Below are 23,666 nucleotides of genomic sequence, written 5' to 3' on the forward strand. Positions count from 1 at the left end.
ACGGTGGCGCAGGAAGAGCGGCGAGTTGCAGGGCGAAGTTGGGGGGTATCGAAATCGCCCACCATCAGGGCAAAGGATCGCGTTATCGTGGGCGGCGATGACGCAGGAGTTTCCGATAACCGCCGGCGACCATGGAACGGGCGTCGCGCAGGAGTGCCTTGATGGCATGACGGGCCGAGGACGCCTGCCATTCGTCCCGCTCAAGCCGGCCGGTGTTCAGAAGAACCCGCGCGATCTCCTGCTGCGTCGCGCCGGCCCGATGGCCATCGAAGGCCCGCAGCATCCGTCGGAGGCGCGCGCGTTGCTGGCGTGTCAGGCGCGTATCCGGCGGGATCGCGCGACCATGCAGGGCCGAAAGGAAGCGTTGAATGGCCTCGATCCGGTCGAAACCGGCGAGGCTGAGAGGGACGACGGCGACCGCGATCGCGTCCCCCATAATGGCGCCGTCGAAGATCTGGAGCTTCCGCCCATTGCCAAGCGGGACATGGAACTCCGCGCCAGCGTTCTCGACCGAGAAGTCGAGGCGCCAGTTCGGCGGAGCGCCGTCAGTGCTGTCGTCAAGTTCCGAAGGGGCTTCGGTCAGCACCACCACACTTGTGTCCTCCGCTGGGAGCCAGAAGACCGGCGCATCGGGTGGCGGGACCAGCGGATCGACAGGGAAATCGCAACCCCCAGCGCTGCCGGATCCGTTCGGTCAGCGGTTGGGGGTCTCCATGGTCGGCAATTGAGGCTTCAAAATCTGCGTCATAATCGTCATTGCGGCGCAGCCATTCCCAGGCCAGATCGGATGCCGTCAGTTCATCCAGATGGTCGTATTGCGCCGACGAACGCCAAGTCGATGCGTCAGGGGTCATCGCGGCCTCCCGGGTCTACTCAAACGAATTGAGAAGGGTCAGGATTCCCGCACGCGTTGAATTGAGGAAGTCAGGCGATGGTCAACAGGTGATGCGCGGCACGCATCACGCGTCAGGAATTGCGCTGGCTTTCGCGGACCAGTTCGCGGTAGCCGTGTTCGGTCATCCAATGCGCGCGAGCGAGATGAGTATCATGGATGGAGCGGCAGCGGTCGGGATCGCACTCTGGATCGAGGCCAAAGAGAACCTGCACAGCTTCGCGCCAATCGGCGCCATCACGCTCGGCATCGAGAAGGCGCATGTAGAGTTTCATATGCTCGCGATCATAAGACGTCAGCGTCTGGCTGGACGGTGGTGTGTCGAGATATGTCTGTGTCGCGCGGCCCATCATTCGCTCACGTTCGGGTAACGTATTTGTTAACCATCTTCGGCGGAAGATAGCCATTCCTTTTGACGAGAACCTGACATCACGCTGGCCGCTGTTTCACCGTTTGTCGGTGTTGACCGTATCGTGTTGCAGCAACACGCCCTCGCCCTTATCCGTCGACAAGAAAACGATCCCGGCCGCTTCGAGAGCGCGGCGCACCTGGTCGCGGGTGGACTCGAACACCTCGAGCCCGCTTTGGGATTCGAGGCGTTTGAGTGCGGTCAATGCGACCTGGGCCTTGTCGGCGAGCGTCTCCTGTGTCCATCCCAGTAACGCGCGCGCAGCCCGAGATTGGCGAGCGGTGATCATACATGATCACCTCCCACCGGGATACGCACGCACTCCAGAACTACGACTATAATAGTCGTTCTCGCTGTGAGCACCAGCCGAAATTCAGGTGCAATTATCAAGGATAGAGAGACGACGCTCCCGTCCATGCCCGTCTGATTCGGTCGCCGGACCTTGCCAGAAGCGGCGGGCGCGATCCGGTGAAGCAGGAGGGAAACCCGGCGGCTTGCGCCGCCGGGCCTCGGGTTCCCGATCAGAACGGAATGTCATCGTCGTCGATGAACTTGCCGTCGTCGTTCTGGGTCTGCTTCGCCCGGCTCAGGAAATCGACCGTCTCGGCGATGATCTCGCAGCCGTAGCGATCGACCCCGGCGGCATCGGTCCATTTCGTGTAGTGGATGCGGCCGCGAACCAGAACCTTCATGCCCTTGTCGCAATGCTGCTGGACCGTCTTGCCGAGGCCGTTGAAGCAGGTGATGCGGTGCCATTCGGTGTCCTGGACCCGATAGCCGTTCTCGTCGCGCAGGACGCGGCCTTCCGAATAGCGGGGGCGCGAGGTGGCCAGGGTGAAGTGGGTGATGCCGGTGCCGCCCTGGGTGGTGCGGGTTTCGGGGGCCTGGCCGATGTTGCCGGCGAGGATGACGATGTTCTGCATTGTAGGTCTCCGTTGCTCCTCGGAGGGACCGTCCCTCCGACGAGACCCGGCCAAGGCCGTCGGAAGACTCCTGCAACTGCCGCCCTTGCTGCAGCTTGCCCCCAAGGCCCCAGGTGGGGCGGGCAGCCGCGTTTGCGCGGCAACACGGCTGGGAGCCGCGGGGGTTGCTGGTGGAAGCCGAACGGACTTAGGGGATCAGTCAGGCGGAGGGATGGTGCTTTCGAAAGCAGATCGGGGACGCACAGCAGAACCATCGTCCTTGCTGGCGACAGCGACCAGGCAGGCCCCCATGCGAACCGAGACCACCGGCATGGCACTCCTTCAACCGTCTTTGCCGGTCACCGTCGTGTCCGCCGCCGGAAGGCCATGTCATCCGCGATGTGATCGGACAGGCTATCGGGTTCTCAGGTCCGGTATGGCGCCGCCCTGCTTCATCGGCCAAAGGCTCGGTCCCTCAGCATCGTGAAGGGACAAGGAAGGTGTTCGCGAAGGCCCCACGAAACGACGTGGACCGATGCAGCGGGGCATCGACCGCACGGGACCACGGTTCGCACCGCAGACCATTTCAAGCGCCGCGAGAAGCAGACCGGGTGCGATGGTGACATGCTGCGACGAACTGCTTTTCCGTCTTGGGCGAAACGACCGGGGCTCGGCGGCGCAAGCTGCCGGCCTTCCTCAGAAGTGGCTGATCGCGTCTGCCGTTTCAGCGCGAGAACACCGACTCGCCGAGGGCGTTCAGATTGACGATGGCCGAGATGCCGAGGACGAGACCGCCCATGCCGCCGAACAGGTTGAGAACCAGCCCCGAGTCGATGGCGTTCTTGGTGATGCCATAGACAAGGGCATAGCCGGCGATGACGGCGGGCACGGCGAAGAGAGCGAGCGCAATGAGCCGCAGGGCCGGGTTCTTCGCGAAGCCAAGAGTCACGATCACAAGCGCGATCGAGAGCACGGCGGCGCCGATGGCCATGAGGCCGGACATCACGACCCCGGCGCCCGCGCCCCAGGCATATTGCGCGGCCGTGATGGCTGCCATGACGGGCAAGGCATAGATCGCGAGATTCCAGGCGATCACGCAGGCCGCGATGGTGAGCGAGATGGCGAGCAGGATCAGCGTCATGGAAACCTCCAGAGAACGGTTGGGGATCACGACAGGCTGCCGGGAGATGCGCTCCGCCTGCGACTATGCTGCTTCGCCGGTTCTGCAAGGATGTTCCATCAAAGGCGCGGCCTTGCATCTTGTCAAGTATCGGCGGCCGAAAGCCGCCAGGCGGCGGCGCTTACGCGCCGCCGTCGAACTTCATGACCGGGATGCCGAGCTTGCGGGCCTTGTCGGCGAGATTCTCCTGAATCCCGGTGCCGGGGAAGACGAGGACGCCGACCGGCAGCACGTCCAGCATGGCATCGTTTCGCTTGAACGGCGCCGCCTTGGCGTGCTTGGTCCAGTCGGGCCGGAAGGCGACCTGGGGCACCTTGCGGTGATCTGCCCAACGGGAAGCGATCAGTTCGGCTCCCTTCGGCGACCCGCCGTGCAGCAGCACCATCTCGGGGTGCTTGGCATGGACCTGATCGAGCTTCGCCCAGATCAGGCGGTGATCGTTGAAGTCCGCGCCGCCAGTCACGACAACCTTCGGGCCGGCGGGCAGCATCACCTCGGTCTCGGCCCGGCGCTTCGCGGCAAGGAAGTCGCGGCTGTCGATCATCGCGGCGGTCAGGTTGCGATGGTTGACCATCGAGCCGCTGCGCGGCCGCCAGGCACTGCCGGTGTGGTGCTCGAAAGCCTCGGCCGCGAGGTCGCGGAAGAGTTCCATGCTGGCGCGCCGTTCGATCAGGGTCTGCCCCTCGGCCGTGAGGCGTTCGAGTTCGACCGACTTGACCTCGCTGCCGTCCTGTTCCCGCTGAAGCCGGCGCTGCGCCTGCTCGTTGTCGTCGAGATCGCGCTCCACCCGGCCGGTGGCGCGGTGGAAGAGATTGACGGTCCCCCAGAGCAGCTCTTCGAGGTCGGGCTCTAAGCGGGTGTCGCCGAGCGTCGCGACGAGGGCGTCGAAGATGTCGGTGACGGCGGCGGCGACGGTGTTGCCCTCGGGCAGCGGCCTCGGATCGGGTTCGTCCTGGAACGGGCGCCAGCCGTAGAGCTGGAGTTCGGTGAGGGTGTGATCGGTCTGGGAGGAGGTGTGGACCGGCTCGTCGCCTGCGGAATAGGTTTCGTTCGTCATCGGGAGCGTCCTTCGTCTGGAGACCGCGCCCATCGCGGCCTTCGCAGGCGTCGAAGCGCACGGGCGGGACGGGTTGGCAGCCCTCGCCCGCTCCGCGAGGGCCTTGATGGCCGGGGGTGGGCTATTTTGACTTTCGCGATGCAAAGGCGGGGTTCGTCCCCGCCGGCGGAAAATAGTCCAAACCCGGCCATTGCCTGCCCGGCCCGTTTGTGCGCCGATCGCCCTCTCCGAAGGCCGTGGGCGCGGGACTCTCCGACGATGGATGCACCTGCCGATGGCGAAAGACTGAAACCGGCAGAGGATGACGCTGGGCCGCGCCTCCGGGACCGATCACGACCTCACCTCTCCATGAACCGGCGGACGTCTTCAGGATGAAGCTGATCCTTCAGACGCGCCCGGAGGGCATCGGCGCCGTGGCGTCGCAGATCATCGTTGAAATCGCCGTTGAGCGGCGTGAGCGACATCGCCTCGATCCCGAGGCTCTCTGCTCTGGCGGCCAGGCCGTCTCTTGCACCGTCCCCGGCCGGGTCGCGATCCCTGACGACATAGAGCCGGCGCAGCGACGGCGGGAACAGGATGGCAGCGAGGTGAGCGGCCGAAAGCGCCGCCAGCATCGGCATGCGGGGCAGAACCTGACGGGGCGACAGCACGGTCTCGATGCCCTCGCCGGCGGCGAGAACCTCAGCGGCGGTTCCGAAGCGGACAGCGTGCCCGAGAAGGACGCCCATCGCCCGCCGCGGTGTTTCGACAGCCGCCTTGCCGGAACCGTCCGGGGCGAGCCAGGTGCGATGCGCGCCGGTCTGCTGGCCCGCAAGATCGGTGACGGCGGCAACGAGTGCCGGCCGGATCTCGGTGGGTGAAGACTCGTCGGGTCTATAGTAGCACCTCGGATGGTAGCGCAGCGCGGTGGTGTCCGAGAGGGAGGTGATCGCCCGCCCGTTGAGGTAGATCGCCGCAAGGGTGCCGTGGATCGGCTGCGCCATGGCGAAGAGGCGGCGCGACGCTTCAGGCGAACCGGGCACGCTGCTGGATGTGCTGCCGGTCGGCGTCCTCGTCTTCTCCGGTTCAGGATGCGGGAGGGCAAGGAAACGGCGCGCTTCCTCGGCCACGTCCTTGAAGTCGACAAGGCCAAGCGCCTCGCGGATGACGTCGAGCAGATCGCCATGCTCCCCGGTGGCCATGTCGGTCCATTTCCCCGCCGCGCCCTTGCCGGAACCCGGGCCGGTCAGGCGCACGAACATCGAGCGGCCAGGAGTGTTCTGCACATCGCCGACCAGCCAATATCGCCCGGCGCGGTGGCCGGACGAGAGATAGTGGCGGCAGACCGCCTCGGCCTCTCGGCCGAGACGGGTCGCCAGTTCGAAGGCGTCGTGACGCGGCATCAGGCTGCCTCCCGTTCACCGATGCGCTCGACCGGCCAGCGGTCGAAGAGCTTGGCCAGCACGGCGGGTCCGCTGGCATCGACTGGCACGAACATGCGCAGCTTCCAGGAGATGATCTCGTGGAAGAGGCCGTATGCCGTGAGACGCTGGCGCATGGTGTCGGTGAAGCCGGAAAGCTCGATGCGGTTCACCCCCATGACGCGGACCCGGCGAAGCTGGAGGCCCTCGGAGAGATCGAGGATCGTCCGGCCTTCCATCAGCGCCGCGAAAGCATCCTTCGGCGTGACCTTCGCGATGCCGGTCGTGGTCGCGTTCGCGGCCCAGGCCGGGGAGACCTTGCGGCCGATGATGCGCTCGCCCGCGTCAGACTGGAGGCGATAGACGCGGGTGGACTCGTTCGGCAGCCGTTTCCAGATCGGCAGCAGCAAGCCCGTCACCATATGCAGGGTGCTGTCTGCGAACTCCGGCACCTCCGCAAGTTCCGCATTCCAGGCCGCAGCGAATGCGTCCCGGTCGGCCTCGACCCAATGGGTCTCGCCCATCATCCTGATGGGGATATTGTGTGCTTCCATCGGCCGGATCAGCCTGACGCGGCGCTCGATCTCGCCATCGTCCAGCATGACGCTGGTGGTGGGGATTTGCACCGCCGCGCGGCCTGAGCGCCCGTTGATCAGGAGCTTCGCGCGCGGATCGTCGAGTTCCGCTAGGGCGGCATCGAGCATGACGGGCCGGTTGCGCTTGCGTTCGGTGATCGTCAGCAGGCTGGTCTCGGCCCCGGTGCGGGGATGGGTGTAGATCACCTGACGGTCGGTGACGGTGAAGCTCTCGGCGCGCAGCGTCTCCAGCCCAGCGTCATAGATGCCGGACGCGATGGCGCCCTCGATCCGCGCGGTCAGAAGCTGCTCGAAAGCGCTGAAGAGAACGCCCTGAAGCTCGACGGTCAGCGCCAGCAGCCGGTTCAAGAAAGTCGTGATGGCGGGCAGCTCGTCCTTGATGCCGTTCGCGTCCATCAGTTTCAACCCGGTGGCGGATTCGAAGCGTTCGAGCGAACATCCCTCGACCTTGCCGCGCACCAGCAGGAGATAGAGCTGGCGCAGCGCGTCGCGGGCGTAGGGACTTTCCAGATTGTCCTCGGGCCGGAACAGGCCCTGGCCGCCGGTCTGGCGCTGGCCGCGCGTGATCGCGCCCAAAGTGTCGAGGCGGCGGGCAATCGTGCTGAGGAAGCGCTTCTCGGCTTTCACATTGGTCGAGATCGGCCGGAACAGCGGCGGCTGCGCCTGATTGGTGCGATGCGTCCGGCCAAGGCCCTGGATGGCGGCGTCCGCCTTCCAGCCGGCTTCGAGCAGGTAATGGACGCGCAGCCGGGTGTTCTTCGCTGACAGTTCGGCGTGATAGCTGCGCCCGGTGCCGCCGGCATCGGAGAACACCAGCACCCGCTTCTGATCGTCCATGAAGGCTTGCGTCTCGGCCAGGTTGGCCGAACCGGCGCGACTTTCCACGACGAGCCGGTCGATGGTAACGCCGCCGCCGCGCTTGCGGACGATACGACGCGAGCGGCCCGTGACCTCCGCCACCGTGTCGGTGCCGAAATGCTGGATGATCTGGTCGAGCGCGCCGGGAACCGGCGGCAAGCTGGCGAGGTTGGCGATCATCTCGTCGCGCCGGGCCGCGGCCTCGCGGCTCTCGACCGGCTGGCCATCACGATAGACCGGGCGCGACGACAGGTTGCCCTCCGAATCCGTGAACGGCTCATAAAGCTGCACCGGGAAGGAATGAGCGAGGTAGTCTAGGACATACTCGCGCGGCGACAGGTCCATTTTCAGATCGCCCCATTCCTCGGTGGGGATCTCTGCCAGCCGCCGTTCCATCAGCGCCTCGCCGGTCGAGACGATCTGGATGACGGAAGAATGTCCCGCTTCCAGATCGGCCGTGATGGACCGGATCAGCGTCGGGGTTTTCATCGACGTCAACAGGTGCCCGAAGAACCTCTGCTTGGCGCTCTCAAAGGCCGAGCGGGCGGCGGACTTGGCCTGCCGGTTCAGCGTGCCGGACCCGCCCTCGCCGCCGGTGATGTTGGCGGCCTGCATCGCCGCATCGAGATTGTTATGGATGATGGCGAAGGCATCGGCATAGCTGTCGTAGATGCGGACCTGTTCAGGGGTCAGTTCGTGGTCGAGCAACTCGTATTCCACGCCTTTGAAGGACAGCGAGCGGGCGGTGTAGAGGCCAAGCGCCCGCAGGTCGCGCGCCAGCACCTCCATCGCCGCGACGCCGCCGGCCTCGATCGCCTCGACGAACTCCGCCCTGGTCGAGAATGGGAAATCCTCGCCGCCCCAGAGACCGAGCCGCTGCGCATAGGCGAGATTGTGGACGGTGGTGGCGCCGGTGGCCGAGACATAGACCACGCGGGCCTGCGGCAGGGCGTGCTGGAGGCGCAGCCCGGCACGGCCCTGCTGGCTGGCGGCGACATCGCCGCGTTCTCCCTTGCCTCCTGCGGCATTGGCCATTGCGTGCGCCTCGTCGAAAATCACCACTCCATCGAAGTCGGAACCCAACCATTCGACGATCTGCCTGACCCTGGAAATCCTTTCTCCGCGGTCGTCGGAGCGCAGCGTGGCATAGGTTAGAAATAGGATGCCTTCGTTCAGGGTGATCTTTGCGCCTTGCGGGAATCGCGACAGCGGCGTGACCAGCAGCCGCTCCATGCCAAGCGCCGACCAGTCGCGCTGCGCATCCTCCAGCAGCTTGTCGGACTTCGAGATCCAGACCGCCTTGCGCCGCCCCTGCATCCAGTTGTCGAGGATGATCGCTGCGGATTCCCGGCCCTTGCCGACGCCGGTGCCATCGCCGACCATGAACCCTTGGCGGAAGCGGACGGCGCCCTTGGCGTCCTCCGGCGTGGCAGCAAGATTGTCGAGCGTGTCGTCCACCGTCCAAGCCCCGGCGAGGAATCCCATATGGGCCTCGCCGGCATAGATCACCGTCTCCAACTGCGCCTCGGACAGCCTGCCGAGAATGTCTTTGGGCAGCACCGGACGATAGCTCGGCTTCGGCGGCGCGATGCTCGCCATCGAGGCCGACTGCACGAGCTGGGTCGGATGCGCCTGCGCCCCGGCGATGCGGATGGTCTGAAGACCGTATTCCTCGTAGATCGCGTCGGAGAGGCGGCCGCCCTCGGCCGGTTCCCAATCCACGATCTCGTAGGCGACCGGCACGGCCTCCGGTTCCGCAAGGGGCGCGTCGGGCGCGGATCGCGCGGCGCGGTTGACATAGCCGCGCACGGTGCGCGGCGCGGTCGGTCGTGCCACCGGCACGGCCAGGCCGGGATCGACGGGAAGCCTGGCCGGAAGTTGCTCCGCCAGCCAGCCCATCAGGGTGGCAACATCCGACGCCACACCGGGCGCTGCCGGGAACACCGCCGGGTCTTCGGCGGGCAGCTTGTCGATGACGGTCAGCCGCGTGTCGATGGTGGTGCCGTGCTTGGCATAGACCGATCCATCGATGACGGCCGAGAAGACCACGCGGCCGCGCTCCTGCAGCCGTTTCCAGTTAGCCGTCCAGGCCGGATTGTCGGGGGCGAAGCTCGCGCCGGTGATGGTGACGAGCCGCCCGCCGGGCGCAAGGCGCGCCAGCGTCGAGGCGACATGGCGGAAGGCGGCATCAGCCACGCGGCCCTCGACATGGGCCATGACCGAGAACGGCGGGTTCATCAGCACCACTGTCGGGATCAGGCCGGGATCGAGATGATCGTCGATCTGGGCGGCGTCGAAGCGGGTGATGGACAGGGCCGGAAAGAGGGAGGAAAGCAGGCCGGCGCGGACCTCGGCCAGTTCGTTGACGAGCAGCGCACCGCCGGCGATCTCGGCCAGGATGGCGAGGAGCCCGGTGCCGGCCGAGGGCTCCAGCACGCGGTCGGCGTGCGTGATCGCCGCCGCCGTCACCGCAGCGAAGCCGAGAGGGATCGGGGTGGAGAACTGCTGGAAGGTCTGCGCTTCCTCGGAACGCCGGGTGTGGGTCGGCAGGAGCCCGGCAATTTTCGTAAGCTGCGGCAGGATTGCCGACGGAGACCCGGCTTTGCGGAAAAGTGCATTGCCGTATTTGCGCAGGAAGAGGACGGTCGCCGCCTCGCAGGCATCATAGGCGGTCTTCCAGTCCCAAGCGCCGGCGGCATCGGACGTGCCGAAGGCGGCCTCCATGGCGCCGCGCAGCGTGGCGGCGTCGACACGCTGACCGCGTTCCAGATGCGGCAGCAGCAGACCGGCAGCGGTGAAAACGCAGGCCGCGGTCTCAGCGTCATGGTCGAACGGAAGCGGCGCGGTGGCGGATGCCGCCGCGGATGCGGAAATCATGTTCATCGGGGATTCCTCGGGAGAGCAAGTCAGGATCAAGCCGGGCAGCGCTCTCTCTCGACCGCACCGGCTCAAACCCCTTCCGGCCCATCTCTCGCTCTGAAGCCGTGGCGAAAGCAGGCATGAAACAAGCGCCCGACCGTCAGGCTGGGCGCTTGTGGGTTTCAGTCGATGGCCTGGAAAATCGCCGCCGCCTCCGCGTGATCGGCGGCATGCTCGTAGAGGCGACCATAGCCCTCGGCGAGTTCGTCGTCATCGTAGCGGAAGGAAAGATGCGAGAAGGCGAAGAGCGTGGCGATGATCCCGGCGGCATCGCTTGAGACCTCGCCCTCGAAGCCGTTGCCTTCGCAGAACAGGCGGCAACGGGGCTTTGAGGTCGGCGCGAGATAGAGCGGCTGGCCGGCGCGTTCGTAGAAATCCCAGAGCCCGCCGCCGTAATCGCCGGGGCTGAGTATCTCCATGAAGCGAAAGACGGTATGCTCGCCGATGATGAGCAGGCGCCGGCCAAAAAGGCGCGGCAGGAAGTCCATGCGGCGCTCGTCGGGGACGCGGATTGCGGATTGGGAAGCAAGTTCGGGCAAAGCCATGATCGGTCTCCGAGAGGGAAAGGGGCACCTGCCGGACGACCCTCTCTCAACCCGTCCGGGGGCACCTGTTCCCGGCCCTCCTTTCGCTCTGGGGGCTTGAAGTGGACCATTATCTGGACCATCTTGTGCAGAATAGCGGAGAACATCTGGAGTGATATGCGATGAGGGTTTCTGTCACCGAGGCGAAGGGGCAGCTCACCGAACTGGTGAAGCGGGCCGAAGCCGGCGACGAGGTGATCCTGACGCGGCGGGGCCACGAGGTCGCCCGCCTCGTGCCGGTTGCCGTGGTGGCGACCCCGAAAGGCCGGCGCGCGCTGATGGAGCGGGTCCGGGCCACGGCGCGGGGCAAGGCATTGCCCGGCGCGGCTGCCGCGCGCAGCCAGGATTTCCTCTACGGGGATGACGGGATGCCGGCATGATCGCCGTCGATACCTCGGCGCTGATGGCCATCGTGCTGGACGAGCCGCAGGCCGAGACCTGCATGGTGGCGATCGAGGCGGCAGACGGCCTGCTGATCTCGGCCGGAACAGTGGCCGAGGCGCTGATCGTCGCCGGGCGGCGCAATGTCGGTGAAGAGATCGCCGCCCTGGTCGAGGGCCTTGGGTTCGAGGTGGTCTCCGTCACTGAAGCCTCGGCACGCAGGATCGCCGAAGCCTATGCCCGCTGGGGCAAGGGCGTTCATCCCGCCGGACTCAACTACGGGGATTGCTTCGCCTATGAGGTCGCCAGCGAACGCGGCTGCCCGTTGCTCTTCGTCGGCGACGACTTCTCACGGACGGACCTGCTGTCGGTTCTGTGAGGCAGCGCAGAAGGGTTTCAGCCGAAGCGCTTTCCATCAACTGTGAAGCTGTATTCGTTGGCAACGATGGCCTCATCGACCGCCTCATCCGAAGTCAGGTAGTCGTATTCGCGCTCAAGCTGGCGATAAAGCCAACGGGCGAGATCGCGCAATGCCTCCATGACGGTCTCCTCGGCATCGGCGGTCATGTCCTGCCAGGTCGGGCTGTCGCGGGTGACCGAGATCGCCATGCAGTATTCGTGATAGTATCGCCCCCGATGGGTCGCCTCGGCGGTCAACTGGTAGAAGTTGCGGCGTTGCGCCTGGTGCAGGGCATCCGCGATGCGGTGCAGCTCCACATCCTTCGGCGCATAGGTACGGATTTCCGCCGCCGTGCCTTTGCGATAGGAATAGTGGCCTTCGAACGCGGCGCCATCGCCCTGCGACCAGAAGCCCGTAAACCAGATGCAAGGCTCTTGTCGCACGCCGCCGCCCATGAGGCGGACGGTGCGGCTCTTGATGCGGATGCCGAGGATGTCCGCGATCCGCCGGAAATCCTCATAGACGGCATCGTACCAATCGTAGTCGAAGCCGCCCTCGCGATACCAGGCGCGGGCATTGTCTTTCGCGGCTTCGGAAAGCTCGTCGAGCCGATAGACCGTGGTTTCGATGACGTCAGGCATTGGGGTCGCCCCCGTCCAGAACGGTGGAAAGCCAACCGTCGGTGTAGATCCAGTCCACCGTCTCGCCGGTGGCGAGGTCGAGGACATGCGCGCCGCCCCCGAACCCGTCGATTCTCGGACGTGAGCAGGTATTGGCGTATTGCATCCCCCATAGCCCGGTCAGGCCGAACGCGGCGGCACAGCGTTTGACGAACTGGATGACATGCTCGGGATCGCCGGTGCCGTCATCGCGCATCCAGAGCTGGGTGCCGCCATGTTCGGGCTGGATCGAAAGCATGAAGCCGTCCGAGGGCGGATCTTCGGCGGCGTTTTCGCGCGCCAGCGCGTTGTAGAGATCAAGCGCGCGGGCGGCGTTCTCGGGGCTGCCCACGTCGAGCAGGCAGGAGAAATGGGTGAAGTAGTCGGCCATGTCAGGCTCCTGAAACGAGAAGGCCCGGCGCGGGGCCGGGCCTAGTGGATGGAAAGGGGCGACAGGTCAGGCAGCTTGTGGCAGCCGCAGCAGATCGGCAGTCGTCTCGCGCCAGAAGGGATCGACCAGCCGCGCCTCGAGCAGGCTGGCGCGGTGGCGGAGATCACGAGCCGATACCGCATCGCCGCGCCCGGATGCCGTGAAGGCCATGCCCCGCAGACGGCTGGCCTCCGTGACGGTGCGGCGAGCCTCGGCGTCGGAGGCGACCGGATGCTGCCAGAGCACGATCCCGGCCCGGACCTCACCGGCAAGGACAAGGCCCAGTTCGTTGTCCTGAATGACCATGACGCGGGGGCGAAAGCGCAGCGCATCGCCCTGTCCAACGCGGAAATCACCGCGCGCAACGCGCTGGCTGGCGATGATCAACGCCTCTTCGGGGGATTGGCACTGGCCGATGACGAGCGTGCGCTCGAAGCCGCCGACGTCATCGCTTTCGTCATCGCTGGCGATACCGATGCAGGAGATGCGCAGCGGCAGCTTCTGGGCATGACGCAGCCGGGGCAGGATCTGTCGCGCGACAATTTCGCCGATCGAGGCGAAAGTGGTGTGGTGGGAAAGGCTCATGGGGAATGCTCCGCGACGGACGGCGGAAGCCCCTCTCCCGCCTCACAATCCGTCACGGCCAACCGGCCCGCACTCTTACTCTCCCGTCCCGACGGTGGATCGTCCCGCACCTCGGCGGGACGATCCGGCGATCAGCACCAGGGCTCACGCCGCCCGGCCCAGGTTCTCGCCAGCCCTTCATCGACGAGAATATCGCCGACATCGCGGCCTTCGACGCGTATCGCCGCCAGGGTCCGGCCATAGCGGTCGGTCCCCTGACGCAGGATTTCGACCCGCCGACCTTGCAGGATTTCCGCCAGCCTGATCTTCGCTTGCCGGGCAAGGTCGGTTTCATGGATGCAGCGGCCCTCCATTTCGGGAGCGTCGATGTTGAATATCCGAACAGCTTCGGACTGCTGTCCCATACCCAGCCGGATCGAGTCACCGTCCCAGACGCGGATTTCCGCCGGTTCGCAGGAAGCCGTGCAGAGCAGGACGGAGATGACGATATGGCTGAGCATGGCAAGAGGCTTTCATAAGGGGGAGGCTGACGCGACTGCTCAGACTTCTTCCTGAAGTCGGCCATTGACGCAATGCGGATCGACCTCCGCCTCGATCCGCTGCGTCCGCCCCATCCAAGGCGCCGGGTGGATTGCCCGCGCCCAATCGGCGAAGGACGGGATACGGCCCAGATCCTCGCGGACATGCTGCTCCCCGACCCATCGGGCCGGGATCACCCTGCCGGTGGACAGGGTGATCGTCGCCCCGAAAATGGTCTCGGCCATGAAGATGCCCTCGGCATGGTGGCGAAGCGCGCGATGACGAAAATCGGCCAGGATCTCCTTGCTGGCATCGAACCAGCTATGGATGGGCAAGTAATCCTCGACCGTGCCGCCCCATTTCTTCACCGACGAGAGCGCATGATGATAGGGATGTGCCATTTCCACCCCCTCAGAACTCGTGACTGTAGAATTCGGTGGCGGTGTAGCGCTCGTTGTAGTCGAGCGTGATGGTGCGCGCCGCCACATCGAAGCTGAACTCGCCATAGGCGCCATCATTGTTCTCCCAGCCGCCATGGGTTTCCGAGAGGAAGTCATAGGCGAGCTGTTCGATGGCCGCCTCAACGCCCATTGAGATTGCGGTCACCTTGTCGGTTCCCCATGCCACCGTGGCAATGGTGATCTCGCCCTGCGGCAGGTCCACGGTCCGGTCGTCCGATTGCGCGGTGATGTCCTCGATCTGGCCGCTGTCGCCAGAACCGTCGAAGGTGACGGTCACGAGAGTGATGCCTGCGGCGGCCAGCGCATCGAACAGCGCCGTCTTGTTGTCGGGACGGACCGCTTCAGCGCGACGGTTGCGCTCATCGCGCTCGGCGAAGAAGCGCGCGACGCTGGCGGCCATGTCGAATTCCGGCGTGGCTGGTTTGTCGGTATCGGTCATTGGATGATCCTCCAGGAGAGCGGGATGATATGGCCCGGCGGCGCTCTCCTCTCCTTCCGCCAGGCTCGCCCCGATCCCGGCCCAACTCTCCCTTTCCAGAGCCGAGGCGAGGCCTCGGCACCGCCGCTGGCGATGCGCAGCCTGCGCATGGCACAAGGCCCGGCTGCGCCTGACGCGGGCCGGGCCGTCGGGCGGAGGCGCTTTCGCGCCTCAGCCGAAGGGATCGAGTTCGAGCTTCACCATCTCTTCGTCGCCGTCGAACTCGTCGGCGGGCATGGCGCCGTTATCCTGACTCTGTGTTCTGTCTTACCGCTGTGACGTTCGCAGCACACGATCAACGTTGACGACATTCCCCTTCGCTTGAGGTGAGGCGATGCGATTTTCCCGCCGGGACGGGCTCGAGCCCGTCCCGGCGGGAAAATCGCGGCCGAGGAGAACAGGATGCCCCAGCTCTTCTTCACGGATCTTTCGACGCTGCGGCAGTCTGTTACGGTTGATGGCGTCGTCCACAGGCTGTCGGTGGATGAAGTCGCAGCCGCCGAGAAGCTGAACCTCGTGGACGGCATGCCGTTCATTCTTGGCGATGACGACAGCTACGATCACGACCTGAACCGGTTCTTTCGAGCTTGCCCCACGTTGGGGGTTCGTTCGCCCAACAGCTTGCGCGCCTATGGTTGGGATATCCTGATCTGGATGCGCTTTCTTGCCGAGCGCCGAGACAACAGAGCCCTCTGGGCGGCTGATCGGCACGATGTCGCAGCCTTCCATGCGGCGCGACGTCTGGCGCTTCCTCCGGCGCGCATCTCGGCCGCGAGCTGGAACCGGTCGGTAGCAGCGCTCGACAAGCTTTACCGATGGGCTCTTGAAGAGGGAATGATCGCCAAATCGCCTTTCACCTATCGGCAATCATGGCGACGGACGAACGGCGGCGGGGCCATAGCGGTCGCTGCCAATGTTGCCACCGAGCGCGGCGCACGGACACGCGATATCCGGTTCCTTTCCCTGGATCGGTATCTCCTGTTTCGCGAGATCGGCTTGCGTGGTCGTCTTCCAGACGGGAGCGAGGATCCCACCTGGCAGGGCCGCAACAGCGAGCGCAATGCGTTGTTCGCCGAATTGCTCGTCACGACGGGCCTGCGGCTCCAGGAAGCGGCAAGTCTGCTCTGGATCGAGTTCCCGAGGACGGAGCCGGTCGGTGCATTGAGGAGCCGATCTTTCCGACTGGCGCCGGCCATTGCCAAGGGTAGCAAGGGGCGCGAGATCCGCTTGCCCGAGCGCGTGCTGAAGCGTCTGCATGAATACGCGGCGTTGGAACGGACCAATGTCCTCATGCGCCTTTCGCAACCGCGCAATAGGTCAATCGAACATCCGATCCGTGTCGTCAGCCACGATCGGGGAAGGCTCCTTCTGGAAAAGGACACAGTTCGAGCCAGTGTCGACGTGCTGGCGCCGCGCGAACGCAGCCGCTTGGTATGGGCGGAAACATCCGAACCATTGTGTCTTTGGCTGGCGGAAGGGGCGCGGCCCATGCCCCCGGCCGCTTGGGAGGTGGTCTTCCGGAGGGCAAGCGTACGGTGCAGGCGGTTCGGGATCGACCTCGACGTCACTCCGCACATGATGCGCCACACCTTTGCGGTTCATATGCTGTCGCTGCTCGTGCGTGAACAGATCGGATGGGTACTCGACGAACGCCGATCCCATATCGGCGCGGCGTACCGCCGCTTGATTGGCGATCCTCTTCTGAAGTTGCAGCGTTTGCTGGGCCATAGCCGCATCGAAAGCACTCACATCTACCTGGATTGCATGGAAGAAAGCCAGGAAATGATCGACGCTGCGGTCGAGGCCTGGGAACTGCGCGTTAATGCTGGTGGACCCCTGTGATGAAACGCGGTCGTCGTGCCACCTTCCCAGTTGGAATCGAATTGTTCGACACTCAAGAGGAAAATCCGCAAAATCCGCTCGTCTTCGTCCTTCGGACGGAAGATGCCGGGAGGATCGACGTCAATCTGTCTTCCTGGCCGCTGACGGCGCTGACCCATGAGGTTGCGCCATTCCTGCAGGAGTATCTCCACCGGATGGGGCCGGCACCACTCTGGAAAACCGCAGGCACCTTTATCCGCCGTCTGCGGCGGTTCTGGCTGTTCCTGGAAGGGGCGTCGGTAAAACCTCGTCGTCTCGACGACTTAACTCCGGCGGTAATCAATGCCTATGAGGACTGGCTGGAGCAGAACGGCGGCGAGCGACCCAATCAGCGCAATGTGCTCGGTGCTCTGATCGGGGTGCTGCGCGTCGCCGCCGAGCTCAATCCTGAAAGGCTTCCGCCCGAAACACTGTTGCGCCTGAAATACATCGGTCACGGCGAGCACGGCGTCTCAAAGCCGCGCGATGCCTACAGTGGGAGGATTGCCTCGACGTTGCTGCAGGCAGCGATGCGCCAGATCATCGAGGCTCGCGACCGGATAGCGACGGGCGAGGCTCTGCCTCCCCCACTTCTGGATGTAGGCCGTGATCCAGAATTGCGCCGTCGCTATGACCTAGTGGTCGAACAGATTGTGACGGCGGGAGTAGTCGCCGGGGAAGGCGCGCTGTTCGACAATCTGCGCTACCACGCTCATAGATGCGGGCTCGAGCCGCCTCCGGTCGAGGAACTGCATGCCGGCTTCCATCTGACCCGGTACGATGTCGTCGGCTTCCTCGTCTGGCTGTCCTTGACGACCGGCATGGAGATCGAAGCGCTGCGTGGGCTTGAGGCTGACTGCTTGCGCAATCCCAACCGGGGTTATGTCGAGATCGAGTATCGAAAGCGGCGCGCGCATCATGCCCAGTGGAAGCGCTTGCGTGTCCGCGATGGCGGACGGGAGACGCCCGGAGCCGTCCTGCGGCTGGCGATCAAGCTGACGGAAAAGGCTCGGCAGCACACTGGATCGAGCAAGCTCTGGATCACCTGGAAGCCGGGGCGCCTGTCGTCGCCGAAAAAGCTGGGGACCTGCGTGGCCGCGTTTGTCGAGAAGTACGGAATCGTCGATGACGCCGGAAAATCGCTGGCGCTCAATCTCTCCAGGCTGCGCAAGACCCAGAAGGCTGACTGGTATAAGCGGACCGGAGGGCAGTTGGAGAACTTTGCCGTCGGCCACACGGTAGCGGTGGCGGCCAACCATTATGCCGACATCCCCGCCCTTCGGCATCTGCATGAGCAGACGATAGTCGAGGCACTGACCGACGCGATGGCGCCGGCTCTGCGACCTTGGATCGTTGTGCCCGCGGATGAAGCCCGGCTGCGAACCTCAGCCGACGCGACCGGGCTGCCGGTGCCGTCGGAAAAGATCGGCCCGCTCCTGGACGGAGAGCAGGATCTTTGGCTGGCGGCGTGCAGCAACTTCCGCGTCAGCCCTTTCGGTCGGGAAGGCGAAGCCTGTCCGACGCCGTTCTGGGGGTGCCTGGAATGCTCCAACGCGGTCATTACCGCACGGAAACTACCGGCGCTGATCGCGTTCCAGGCGTTCATGGACGAGCTGCGGGAGGCGTTGCCTTCTGGCGACTGGAACGAGAAATTCGATCGGCCATACCGCAGGATCACGGAGCAAATTCTGCCGATGTTCCCGTCCTCCGTCGTCGGAGGCGCACGGGTTGAGGCGGCAGAATCCTCGGCGCGGTTGCTCTATCTTCCGCCGGAGGCTTACGGCTCATGACCACTACCTCTCCTTTGAACGATGAGCGTGCCGTCTCACGCCTCAGGGTCGATGACGACATCGTTTTGGCTTCGATGCCTCTCAGGGATGGTACCGACCGAGCGGCGCTCTCGCGGTTCGGCGATGATGTCTGGGATATGGCGCCGGCGATGTTCAACATGGCCAGAAAGGCCTTTCGAACGGTCGACTTCGGCGTGATCCCCTGCGCGGCAGAGCGGTTGCTTGCGAAGGAATACATCTATGCCTGGATGAATGAACGGCGCGCCGACGGTGAGCCGCGGTTGCGGCCAGTCTCCGGCCATACTGCGCTTGCGACGCTGCGCCGGTTCCTGGACTTCGTGCGCTCGCGGATCGGCAAGCTCGATCTGGCAAACGTCGATCAGGATTTGATCGATGCATACGCGACCCATCACCGGGCGCGGCCGATCACGCCGGGGCGCGTGGGTGTGTGCCTCAGGCCCATCGTCCAGCTTCATCGCCTGGCGCCCTATCTGACGTGCGGTGGCATCACCTTCACCCCGTGGCGCGGCCGACCGGTCTATCGGGCAACCGGCCAGGGAACGCGCTGTTCGGAAAACCGGACCGCGCGCATCCCGGAGCCGGTCATCGGCGCAATGCTGCGATGGGCCTTGAAATATGTCGAGCACCTCTGCGACGACATCTTCACTGCCCGGGCTGAAGCCGATGCACTGAACAGCCGGTTCGCAGCACGCTCGCGCGCCCGCCACACGCGGCCCGCGGTAATGCTGGCCTCCTGGATCGACAAGCGTCGCGAGGAAGGAAGAGGCATTCCTGTCTGGGAAAGACCTCTTTCGATCGGGGGGCTGACCGGCAGATTGTCGCGGGGCGGCAGGTTTGATGGCGAGGTCATCAATCTGAAGCTCCTGACGATGCAATGCGGGCTGCATCTCACCACCGTCCACAAAGATCCGGCCCTGTTGTCGATGGTTCATGATGCTGTCGACGAGCTTGGGTTCGAGGTGGGCGGGATGGACACGCCGATCTCCCCGGATCCCGACACGGGGCGACCGTGGTGGGAGCGCTTCGATGCCATCAGCCTGGCGCGGGAAGAACGGCACCTGCAGACGGCCGCCTATATCGTGTGTTGCTATCTGACGGGCATGCGCGACGGTGAGGTGCAGTCGCTGCGATCCGGCTGCCTGAAACGGAATCTCGACCGGGACGGGCGAACAGAAAGGCTGGCGATCGAGGGCGTGACCTGGAAGGATCGCGGCGCTCGCGGCGAACAGGTCGAATGGATCACCATCGAGGCCGCCGTCCAGGCGATCCGGGTTGCCGAGCGTCTTTCGGAACGATTCCGCCGGAATGCGGGGACAGAGCGGCTATGGCTTGCCCTTGACGACCGCGAGACGAACAATGCCGAGACGCCGATACTCATCGCCAAGAAGATCAACCAATTCCGAGAACATCTCGATGAGCGATATGGCGCGGACGATAGTCCTGTGATCCCCCGAGTGGGAGAAGACGTCTGGCGCTTCAACACCCGTCAGTTCAGGCGAACGCTGGCCTGGTACATCGCGAACCGGCCCTTCGGGGTTGTCGCCGGCAAAATCCAGTACAAGCACGCCTCCGTGGCCATGTTCAACGGCTATGCCGGCTCGTCCGCATCCGGCTTCAGGCAGGAGGTCGAACAGGAACTGGCGCTCGGACAACTCGACGACATCATCGACTACTTCGAAAACCATCGACGCGGTCACGGTCCAGGCGGACCCGCCGGTAAGCGCGTCGGCGTGGAACTGGAGCGGGTCGGCCGCGAACTCGGCCCGCTTCCGGGGCAACTGGCCGATCGCAAGCGCCTGAAGGCGATGCTGGCGCATCTGGCGCGCACGCTGCATGTCGGATATCTGAACGACTGCTTCTTCGACCCATTGACGGCGCTCTGCCTGCGGGAGTCTGAGAAACCTTCAGCCTCGGTGCCGGTCCTGTCGCGATGCGCGCCCGACCGATGTCCCAACGCCTGCCTCGTCGAGCGACATCTCCCGCCATGGGAAGCCTCCATTGCACAGGCGGAGGATCTTCTCGCCGACAAGCGTCTCTCCCCGCTGCAACGCGAAGCGCTGCGCCTGGACAACGACAGAAAACGCAGGCTCATCGCGCCGTTGAAGGAACGCACATCATGAAGCCGGTCAGTGCAGCCACGGAACAGGCGCTTCGTGAGGCGATGGCGCGCCTCCTTTATGGGTGCCCCCGCGTGGCTGATGGCAGGCTGACGGTTGTGAATCTGGCCATCGAGGCAGGTGTCAGTCGCGCGACCGCGAACCGCGCTTCCGAGGTGCTGGAAGCCTTCCGCCATGCAGTTGCCGAGTCGAGAGCCCGGCGCAACGCGACGGATCGGCCGGCGGGGACGGCCCGGGCCGAACAGGAGCGGCGCGCCGTCGAAACCGTGCTCGCCCAGCATCGTCAAGTCCGCGCGCTGTGCCAGCTTATGGAACGGCGGCGCGATAACCGCACCGCCGACGTCATACCGATCATCGGCAGGAAACGCCCTTGACGCCGATTGTGCTCACCCGGCGCAGCAGGAGAGTTTGGCGATGTCCTTGCCGAACGAAAGTGCTGCGAGCTTCAGCCCCTCGACCGTGGTGAGGTAAGGAAAGATCGTGTCCGCGAGGTCATCGACGGTGAGACCCTGGCGGATCGCGAGAGCCGCGGTCTGAATGCTGTCGGCACCTTCCGGCGCGAGGATGTGGGCGCCGAGCAAACGACCGCCAGCAGCATCGGCCACGAGCTTGATAAGCCCACGAGTGTCGCGGGCGGCGAGTGCGCGCGGCACCTGATCGAGACCGATCGTCGAAACGCGGATCTCATGCCCGGCCGCACGCGCCGCCGCCTCGGTGAGACCTACGCTTGCGACCTGCGGATCGGTGAAGACGATAGCGGGCATGGCGCTGTTATCGTAGCGCAGGCTGTCGCCATTGAGGGCGTTCTTGGCGGCGAGCTTGGCGCCATAGGCGGCCATGTAGACGAACTGGTCGCGGCCGGTGACGTCGCCGGCGGCATAGACGCCAGCCTTGGTCGTGCGCATGCGGTCGTCGACAACGATGCCGCCCTTCGCCGAGACGGTGATCCCGTGCTCGGCCAGCCCAAGGCCTTCGATGTTGGGCGTGCGGCCCGTGGTGATCAGCACCTGATCGGCGTCGATCTGGACATCGTGACCGTCACGCGTGACGGTCAGTGACGCTCGGCCCTCGGTTTTGCGGATCGCGCGGTAAGCGATGCCGGAGATAACGGTGATGCCTTCATCCTCGAAATACCCCGTGAGCGCCGCGCCGATCTCGGGCTCGGCCTCGGGGAGCAGTCGGGACCGGCAGACGAGGGTCACCTTGACGCCGGCACGGGCGAACATCTGGGCGAGCTCCGCGCCGATATAACCGCCGCCGATCACCAGCAGCGATCGCGGCAGTTCCTCGAGGTCGAGCGCCGTCGTACTGGTGAGATACGGTACGGTCTCGAGGCCAGGAATAGCAGGAACTGCCGGCCGCGCGCCGGTTGCGATAATGATCTTGCCAGCGGCAATACGCGCGCCGTCAACTTCGACACCGCCGTCGAGGAGGCGAGCCGGCCCGTCGCGATAGGCGATACCATTGTACGCGGGGAGCAGGTCCGCGTATTTGGCCTGGCGCAGCCCAGACACGAGCGTGTCCTTCTGACGAACGGTTCCGCGCCAGTCTGTCAGTTCGGCTTCAGCAGTAATGCCGGCAAAACGTGCCGCCACGCGAGCGTTATGAAGCGTCTCGGCCGCGCGGATCAGGGTCTTCGACGGCACGCAGCCGACATTGACGCAGGTGCCGCCGATGGTGCCACTGCCGATGAGCGCCACCTGTGCGCCCTGATCGGCGGCCGTGATCGAGGCCGAGAAGCCGGCCGAGCCGGCGCCGATGACGACGAGATCGTAAGCGCCTCCATTGCGACCGTTTGTGCGCAAGGGTCGGTTGGCGACCACCAGGCTCTTCGACGCCACATCGAGACCAGCGAGGCTCGGCCCGAACAGAGCACGGCCGGCTTCCAGTCCTTCCTCGATCGACAGCCGGAAACCTGGCTCGTCGGTGGAACGTTCGTCGCGCCAGGCGGAAAGATGCTCGTCCGAGCAGAAAAAAGCGGTCGTCGCGCAGAGCGAGCTCGCGGCGCAGCCGCCTTCATAACGGACGCTCTGCCACATGACGGCCGACTGTGGCTCGACGTCGGCGAGTGCCCGCCCTCGGTCCTGCGTGGTGATCCGGATCAGTGCGCCGCAATGGCCGCAGGGCGAGGCGATCGCGGTGTCGCGATCGGTCATGGCACCGATGCCCAGCGCGTCGACCGCGCACATTGCATTCAGCGTGCGTCCGTCCAGAGTGACCCGATGGCCGGTGTTATGATCGCTGAACGGATAGGCGCCGACGATCAGCTCGCCATCGAGAACGACGAGGTCGCGCCGGCGGAGCTCGTCGAGCAGTGGCCGGATGACCATCTCACTGAGTTTTGTACGCTCCGCAAGCGCGCTTATGGTCGGGGCACCCCCGTGGTCGGCGTAGAGTCGGAGCAACGCAACACGCACCCTGTCGGTGGCGGGATCGTAACCGCTCCAGCGATTGAGCACGTGGTCGGACCCGACCATCGCCTGCAGAGCGTTCTTGACCACAGGCGACGTGACCGCCGACCAATCCGGAAACGTTACGCCCGGTCGAACGGCAAAGCTCGCCAGTGTCGCGGGCTGAGAAACGGCCGGGTTGTCCCGGGAGGAGGTTGCACAGCAATCGTTCATGGCTTCACGCCTTCCTTGCGAATCTTCGTCTCATAGGCCGTGGCTCTTGCCCGGCGATGATGGGGCCCCCACGCGCCGAAGCCGAAGCCCGCGACGATCAGGGGAAGCACCACTGCACCCACACCTGTCAGCCACGTGCCAAGACCCGCCAGAGACAGGCCGACGGCGAGGAGCGGCGCCGCGCAGCAGATCGCGGCGAGGACGGCGCCAACGGCACCTGCGCGGATTACGGCGCGATCAGTCATCTAGCTGCCTTGCTGCGTCGGGTGGGCCGGATAACCAGCATTCATGCTGGCGGCTGCGATGGCATCGGTGCTCGTCTTAGCGTCGTCGAAGGTCACGGTCGCGGACTTCGCCTCGAAGGAGACGGTCACCTTCGCGACACCGGGGATTGCCGCCATCGTGGTCTTCACGATGTAGGGGCACGAGGCGCAGGTCATGTTGTCGACGGCAAACGTCACAGTGCGTTCGGCGGCGAAGGCGGCAGGCGCAGTCATCACCGACGCGATCAAAGTGAAAGCGCTCAAACTCTTCCTCATGGGGT

The 23,666-nt window shown here is 65.1% G+C and carries 25 protein-coding genes; 6 read left to right on the forward strand and 19 right to left on the reverse strand.

Features of this window, described 5'->3' with window-relative positions:
- Window positions 1-82: 82 nt before the first annotated feature.
- From OHI65_RS01825 to OHI65_RS01870, 10 genes are all read right to left on the reverse strand, one after another.
- A complete protein-coding gene (locus OHI65_RS01825) occupies window positions 83-592 on the reverse strand; it encodes a DUF2285 domain-containing protein (protein ID WP_036749067.1) in 510 nt (169 codons plus the stop codon).
- Complete coding sequence (locus tag OHI65_RS01830) at window positions 558-854, reverse strand: transcriptional regulator domain-containing protein (RefSeq protein ID WP_012092624.1); 297 nt, start codon at window positions 852-854, stop codon at window positions 558-560. The genes OHI65_RS01825 and OHI65_RS01830 overlap by 35 nt, the downstream gene beginning before the upstream one ends.
- Window positions 855-966: 112 nt before the next feature.
- Window positions 967-1,245 (reverse strand): DNA -binding domain-containing protein, encoded by a 279-nt coding sequence (locus OHI65_RS01835; protein WP_012092623.1) that lies wholly within the window; start codon window positions 1,243-1,245, stop codon window positions 967-969.
- A gap of 93 nt (window positions 1,246-1,338) precedes the next feature.
- Window positions 1,339-1,590, reverse strand: coding sequence for a helix-turn-helix domain-containing protein (locus OHI65_RS01840; RefSeq protein ID WP_012092622.1), 252 nt, complete (start codon window positions 1,588-1,590; stop codon window positions 1,339-1,341).
- A 232-nt stretch (window positions 1,591-1,822) separates the two neighbouring features.
- Entirely contained in the window at window positions 1,823-2,224 is a 402-nt protein-coding gene (locus OHI65_RS01845) for a single-stranded DNA-binding protein (protein WP_012092621.1), read from the reverse strand.
- A 703-nt stretch (window positions 2,225-2,927) separates the two neighbouring features.
- Entirely contained in the window at window positions 2,928-3,344 is a 417-nt protein-coding gene (locus tag OHI65_RS01850; protein WP_012092620.1) for a hypothetical protein, read from the reverse strand.
- Between the two features lie 160 nt (window positions 3,345-3,504).
- On the reverse strand, window positions 3,505-4,440 hold the full coding sequence (locus OHI65_RS01855) for a DUF2493 domain-containing protein (protein WP_264358721.1): 936 nt from the start codon (window positions 4,438-4,440) through the stop codon (window positions 3,505-3,507).
- A 338-nt stretch (window positions 4,441-4,778) separates the two neighbouring features.
- A complete protein-coding gene (locus tag OHI65_RS01860; protein WP_036749060.1) occupies window positions 4,779-5,822 on the reverse strand; it encodes a toprim domain-containing protein in 1,044 nt (347 codons plus the stop codon).
- A complete protein-coding gene (locus OHI65_RS01865) occupies window positions 5,822-10,177 on the reverse strand; it encodes a strawberry notch-like NTP hydrolase domain-containing protein (RefSeq protein ID WP_012092617.1) in 4,356 nt (1,451 codons plus the stop codon). The genes OHI65_RS01860 and OHI65_RS01865 overlap by 1 nt, the downstream gene beginning before the upstream one ends.
- 158 nt (window positions 10,178-10,335) lie before the next feature.
- Window positions 10,336-10,758 (reverse strand): antirestriction protein, encoded by a 423-nt coding sequence (locus tag OHI65_RS01870; RefSeq protein ID WP_012092616.1) that lies wholly within the window; start codon window positions 10,756-10,758, stop codon window positions 10,336-10,338.
- 161 nt (window positions 10,759-10,919) lie between these two features.
- Between OHI65_RS01870 and OHI65_RS01875 the strand changes: the two genes are divergently transcribed.
- Window positions 10,920-11,177: a type II toxin-antitoxin system Phd/YefM family antitoxin gene (locus OHI65_RS01875; protein ID WP_028034381.1), complete on the forward strand. Its 258-nt coding sequence runs from the start codon at window positions 10,920-10,922 to the stop codon at window positions 11,175-11,177.
- Entirely contained in the window at window positions 11,174-11,557 is a 384-nt protein-coding gene (locus OHI65_RS01880; RefSeq protein WP_012092614.1) for a type II toxin-antitoxin system VapC family toxin, read from the forward strand. The genes OHI65_RS01875 and OHI65_RS01880 overlap by 4 nt, the downstream gene beginning before the upstream one ends.
- A gap of 17 nt (window positions 11,558-11,574) precedes the next feature.
- Here the strand turns inward: OHI65_RS01880 and OHI65_RS01885 are convergent, their stop codons facing one another.
- From OHI65_RS01885 to OHI65_RS01910, 6 genes are all read right to left on the reverse strand, one after another.
- Window positions 11,575-12,219, reverse strand: a complete 645-nt coding sequence (locus OHI65_RS01885; protein WP_012092613.1) for a hypothetical protein — start codon at window positions 12,217-12,219, stop codon at window positions 11,575-11,577.
- The gene (locus OHI65_RS01890) at window positions 12,212-12,628 is read right to left on the reverse strand and encodes a hypothetical protein (protein WP_012092612.1); all 417 of its coding nucleotides are present in this window, start codon (window positions 12,626-12,628) and stop codon (window positions 12,212-12,214) included. Before OHI65_RS01890 ends, OHI65_RS01885 begins: the two co-directional genes overlap by 8 nt.
- A 66-nt stretch (window positions 12,629-12,694) precedes the next feature.
- On the reverse strand, window positions 12,695-13,252 hold the full coding sequence (locus OHI65_RS01895; RefSeq protein ID WP_012092611.1) for a hypothetical protein: 558 nt from the start codon (window positions 13,250-13,252) through the stop codon (window positions 12,695-12,697).
- A gap of 131 nt (window positions 13,253-13,383) precedes the next feature.
- Window positions 13,384-13,752, reverse strand: coding sequence for a thermonuclease family protein (locus OHI65_RS01900; protein ID WP_012092610.1), 369 nt, complete (start codon window positions 13,750-13,752; stop codon window positions 13,384-13,386).
- Between the two features lie 39 nt (window positions 13,753-13,791).
- Window positions 13,792-14,172 (reverse strand): DUF6915 family protein, encoded by a 381-nt coding sequence (locus tag OHI65_RS01905; protein ID WP_012092609.1) that lies wholly within the window; start codon window positions 14,170-14,172, stop codon window positions 13,792-13,794.
- A gap of 10 nt (window positions 14,173-14,182) precedes the next feature.
- Window positions 14,183-14,671, reverse strand: a complete 489-nt coding sequence (locus OHI65_RS01910) for a DUF6878 family protein (RefSeq protein ID WP_012092608.1) — start codon at window positions 14,669-14,671, stop codon at window positions 14,183-14,185.
- Between the two features lie 441 nt (window positions 14,672-15,112).
- On the opposite strand from OHI65_RS01910, the gene OHI65_RS01915 reads away from it, so the two are divergent.
- From OHI65_RS01915 to OHI65_RS01930, 4 genes are read left to right on the forward strand one after another with little or no spacing between them, the layout of a single operon-like run.
- Window positions 15,113-16,552, forward strand: a complete 1,440-nt coding sequence (locus OHI65_RS01915; protein ID WP_012092607.1) for a tyrosine-type recombinase/integrase — start codon at window positions 15,113-15,115, stop codon at window positions 16,550-16,552.
- The gene (locus OHI65_RS01920; protein ID WP_012092606.1) at window positions 16,552-18,360 is read left to right on the forward strand and encodes a hypothetical protein; all 1,809 of its coding nucleotides are present in this window, start codon (window positions 16,552-16,554) and stop codon (window positions 18,358-18,360) included. The genes OHI65_RS01915 and OHI65_RS01920 overlap by 1 nt, the downstream gene beginning before the upstream one ends.
- Window positions 18,357-20,501 carry a hypothetical protein gene (locus tag OHI65_RS01925; RefSeq protein ID WP_264358722.1) on the forward strand — a complete coding sequence of 715 codons (2,145 nt, stop codon included), beginning with the start codon at window positions 18,357-18,359 and terminating at the stop codon, window positions 20,499-20,501. The genes OHI65_RS01920 and OHI65_RS01925 overlap by 4 nt, the downstream gene beginning before the upstream one ends.
- Window positions 20,498-20,872, forward strand: coding sequence for a hypothetical protein (locus OHI65_RS01930; protein WP_012092604.1), 375 nt, complete (start codon window positions 20,498-20,500; stop codon window positions 20,870-20,872). The genes OHI65_RS01925 and OHI65_RS01930 overlap by 4 nt, the downstream gene beginning before the upstream one ends.
- Window positions 20,873-20,884: 12 nt before the next feature.
- On the opposite strand, the gene merBA is transcribed toward OHI65_RS01930, so the two are convergent.
- Genes merBA through OHI65_RS01945 form a run of 3 tightly spaced genes read right to left on the reverse strand, consistent with a single transcriptional unit; the run spans window position 20,885 to window position 23,661 of the window.
- Window positions 20,885-23,122 carry a bifunctional organomercurial lyase/mercury(II) reductase MerBA gene (gene merBA, locus OHI65_RS01935; RefSeq protein ID WP_012092603.1) on the reverse strand — a complete coding sequence of 746 codons (2,238 nt, stop codon included), beginning with the start codon at window positions 23,120-23,122 and terminating at the stop codon, window positions 20,885-20,887.
- Window positions 23,119-23,367 carry a hypothetical protein gene (locus tag OHI65_RS01940; RefSeq protein ID WP_012092602.1) on the reverse strand — a complete coding sequence of 83 codons (249 nt, stop codon included), beginning with the start codon at window positions 23,365-23,367 and terminating at the stop codon, window positions 23,119-23,121. Before OHI65_RS01940 ends, merBA begins: the two co-directional genes overlap by 4 nt.
- On the reverse strand, window positions 23,368-23,661 hold the full coding sequence (locus OHI65_RS01945) for a heavy-metal-associated domain-containing protein (RefSeq protein ID WP_012092601.1): 294 nt from the start codon (window positions 23,659-23,661) through the stop codon (window positions 23,368-23,370).
- Window positions 23,662-23,666 lie beyond the last annotated feature (5 nt).

Origin of the sequence: Brucella sp. MAB-22 (assembly GCF_025908475.1) — a bacterium.
In the GTDB taxonomy this organism is placed as follows: Bacteria; Pseudomonadota; Alphaproteobacteria; order Rhizobiales; family Rhizobiaceae; genus Brucella; species Brucella anthropi.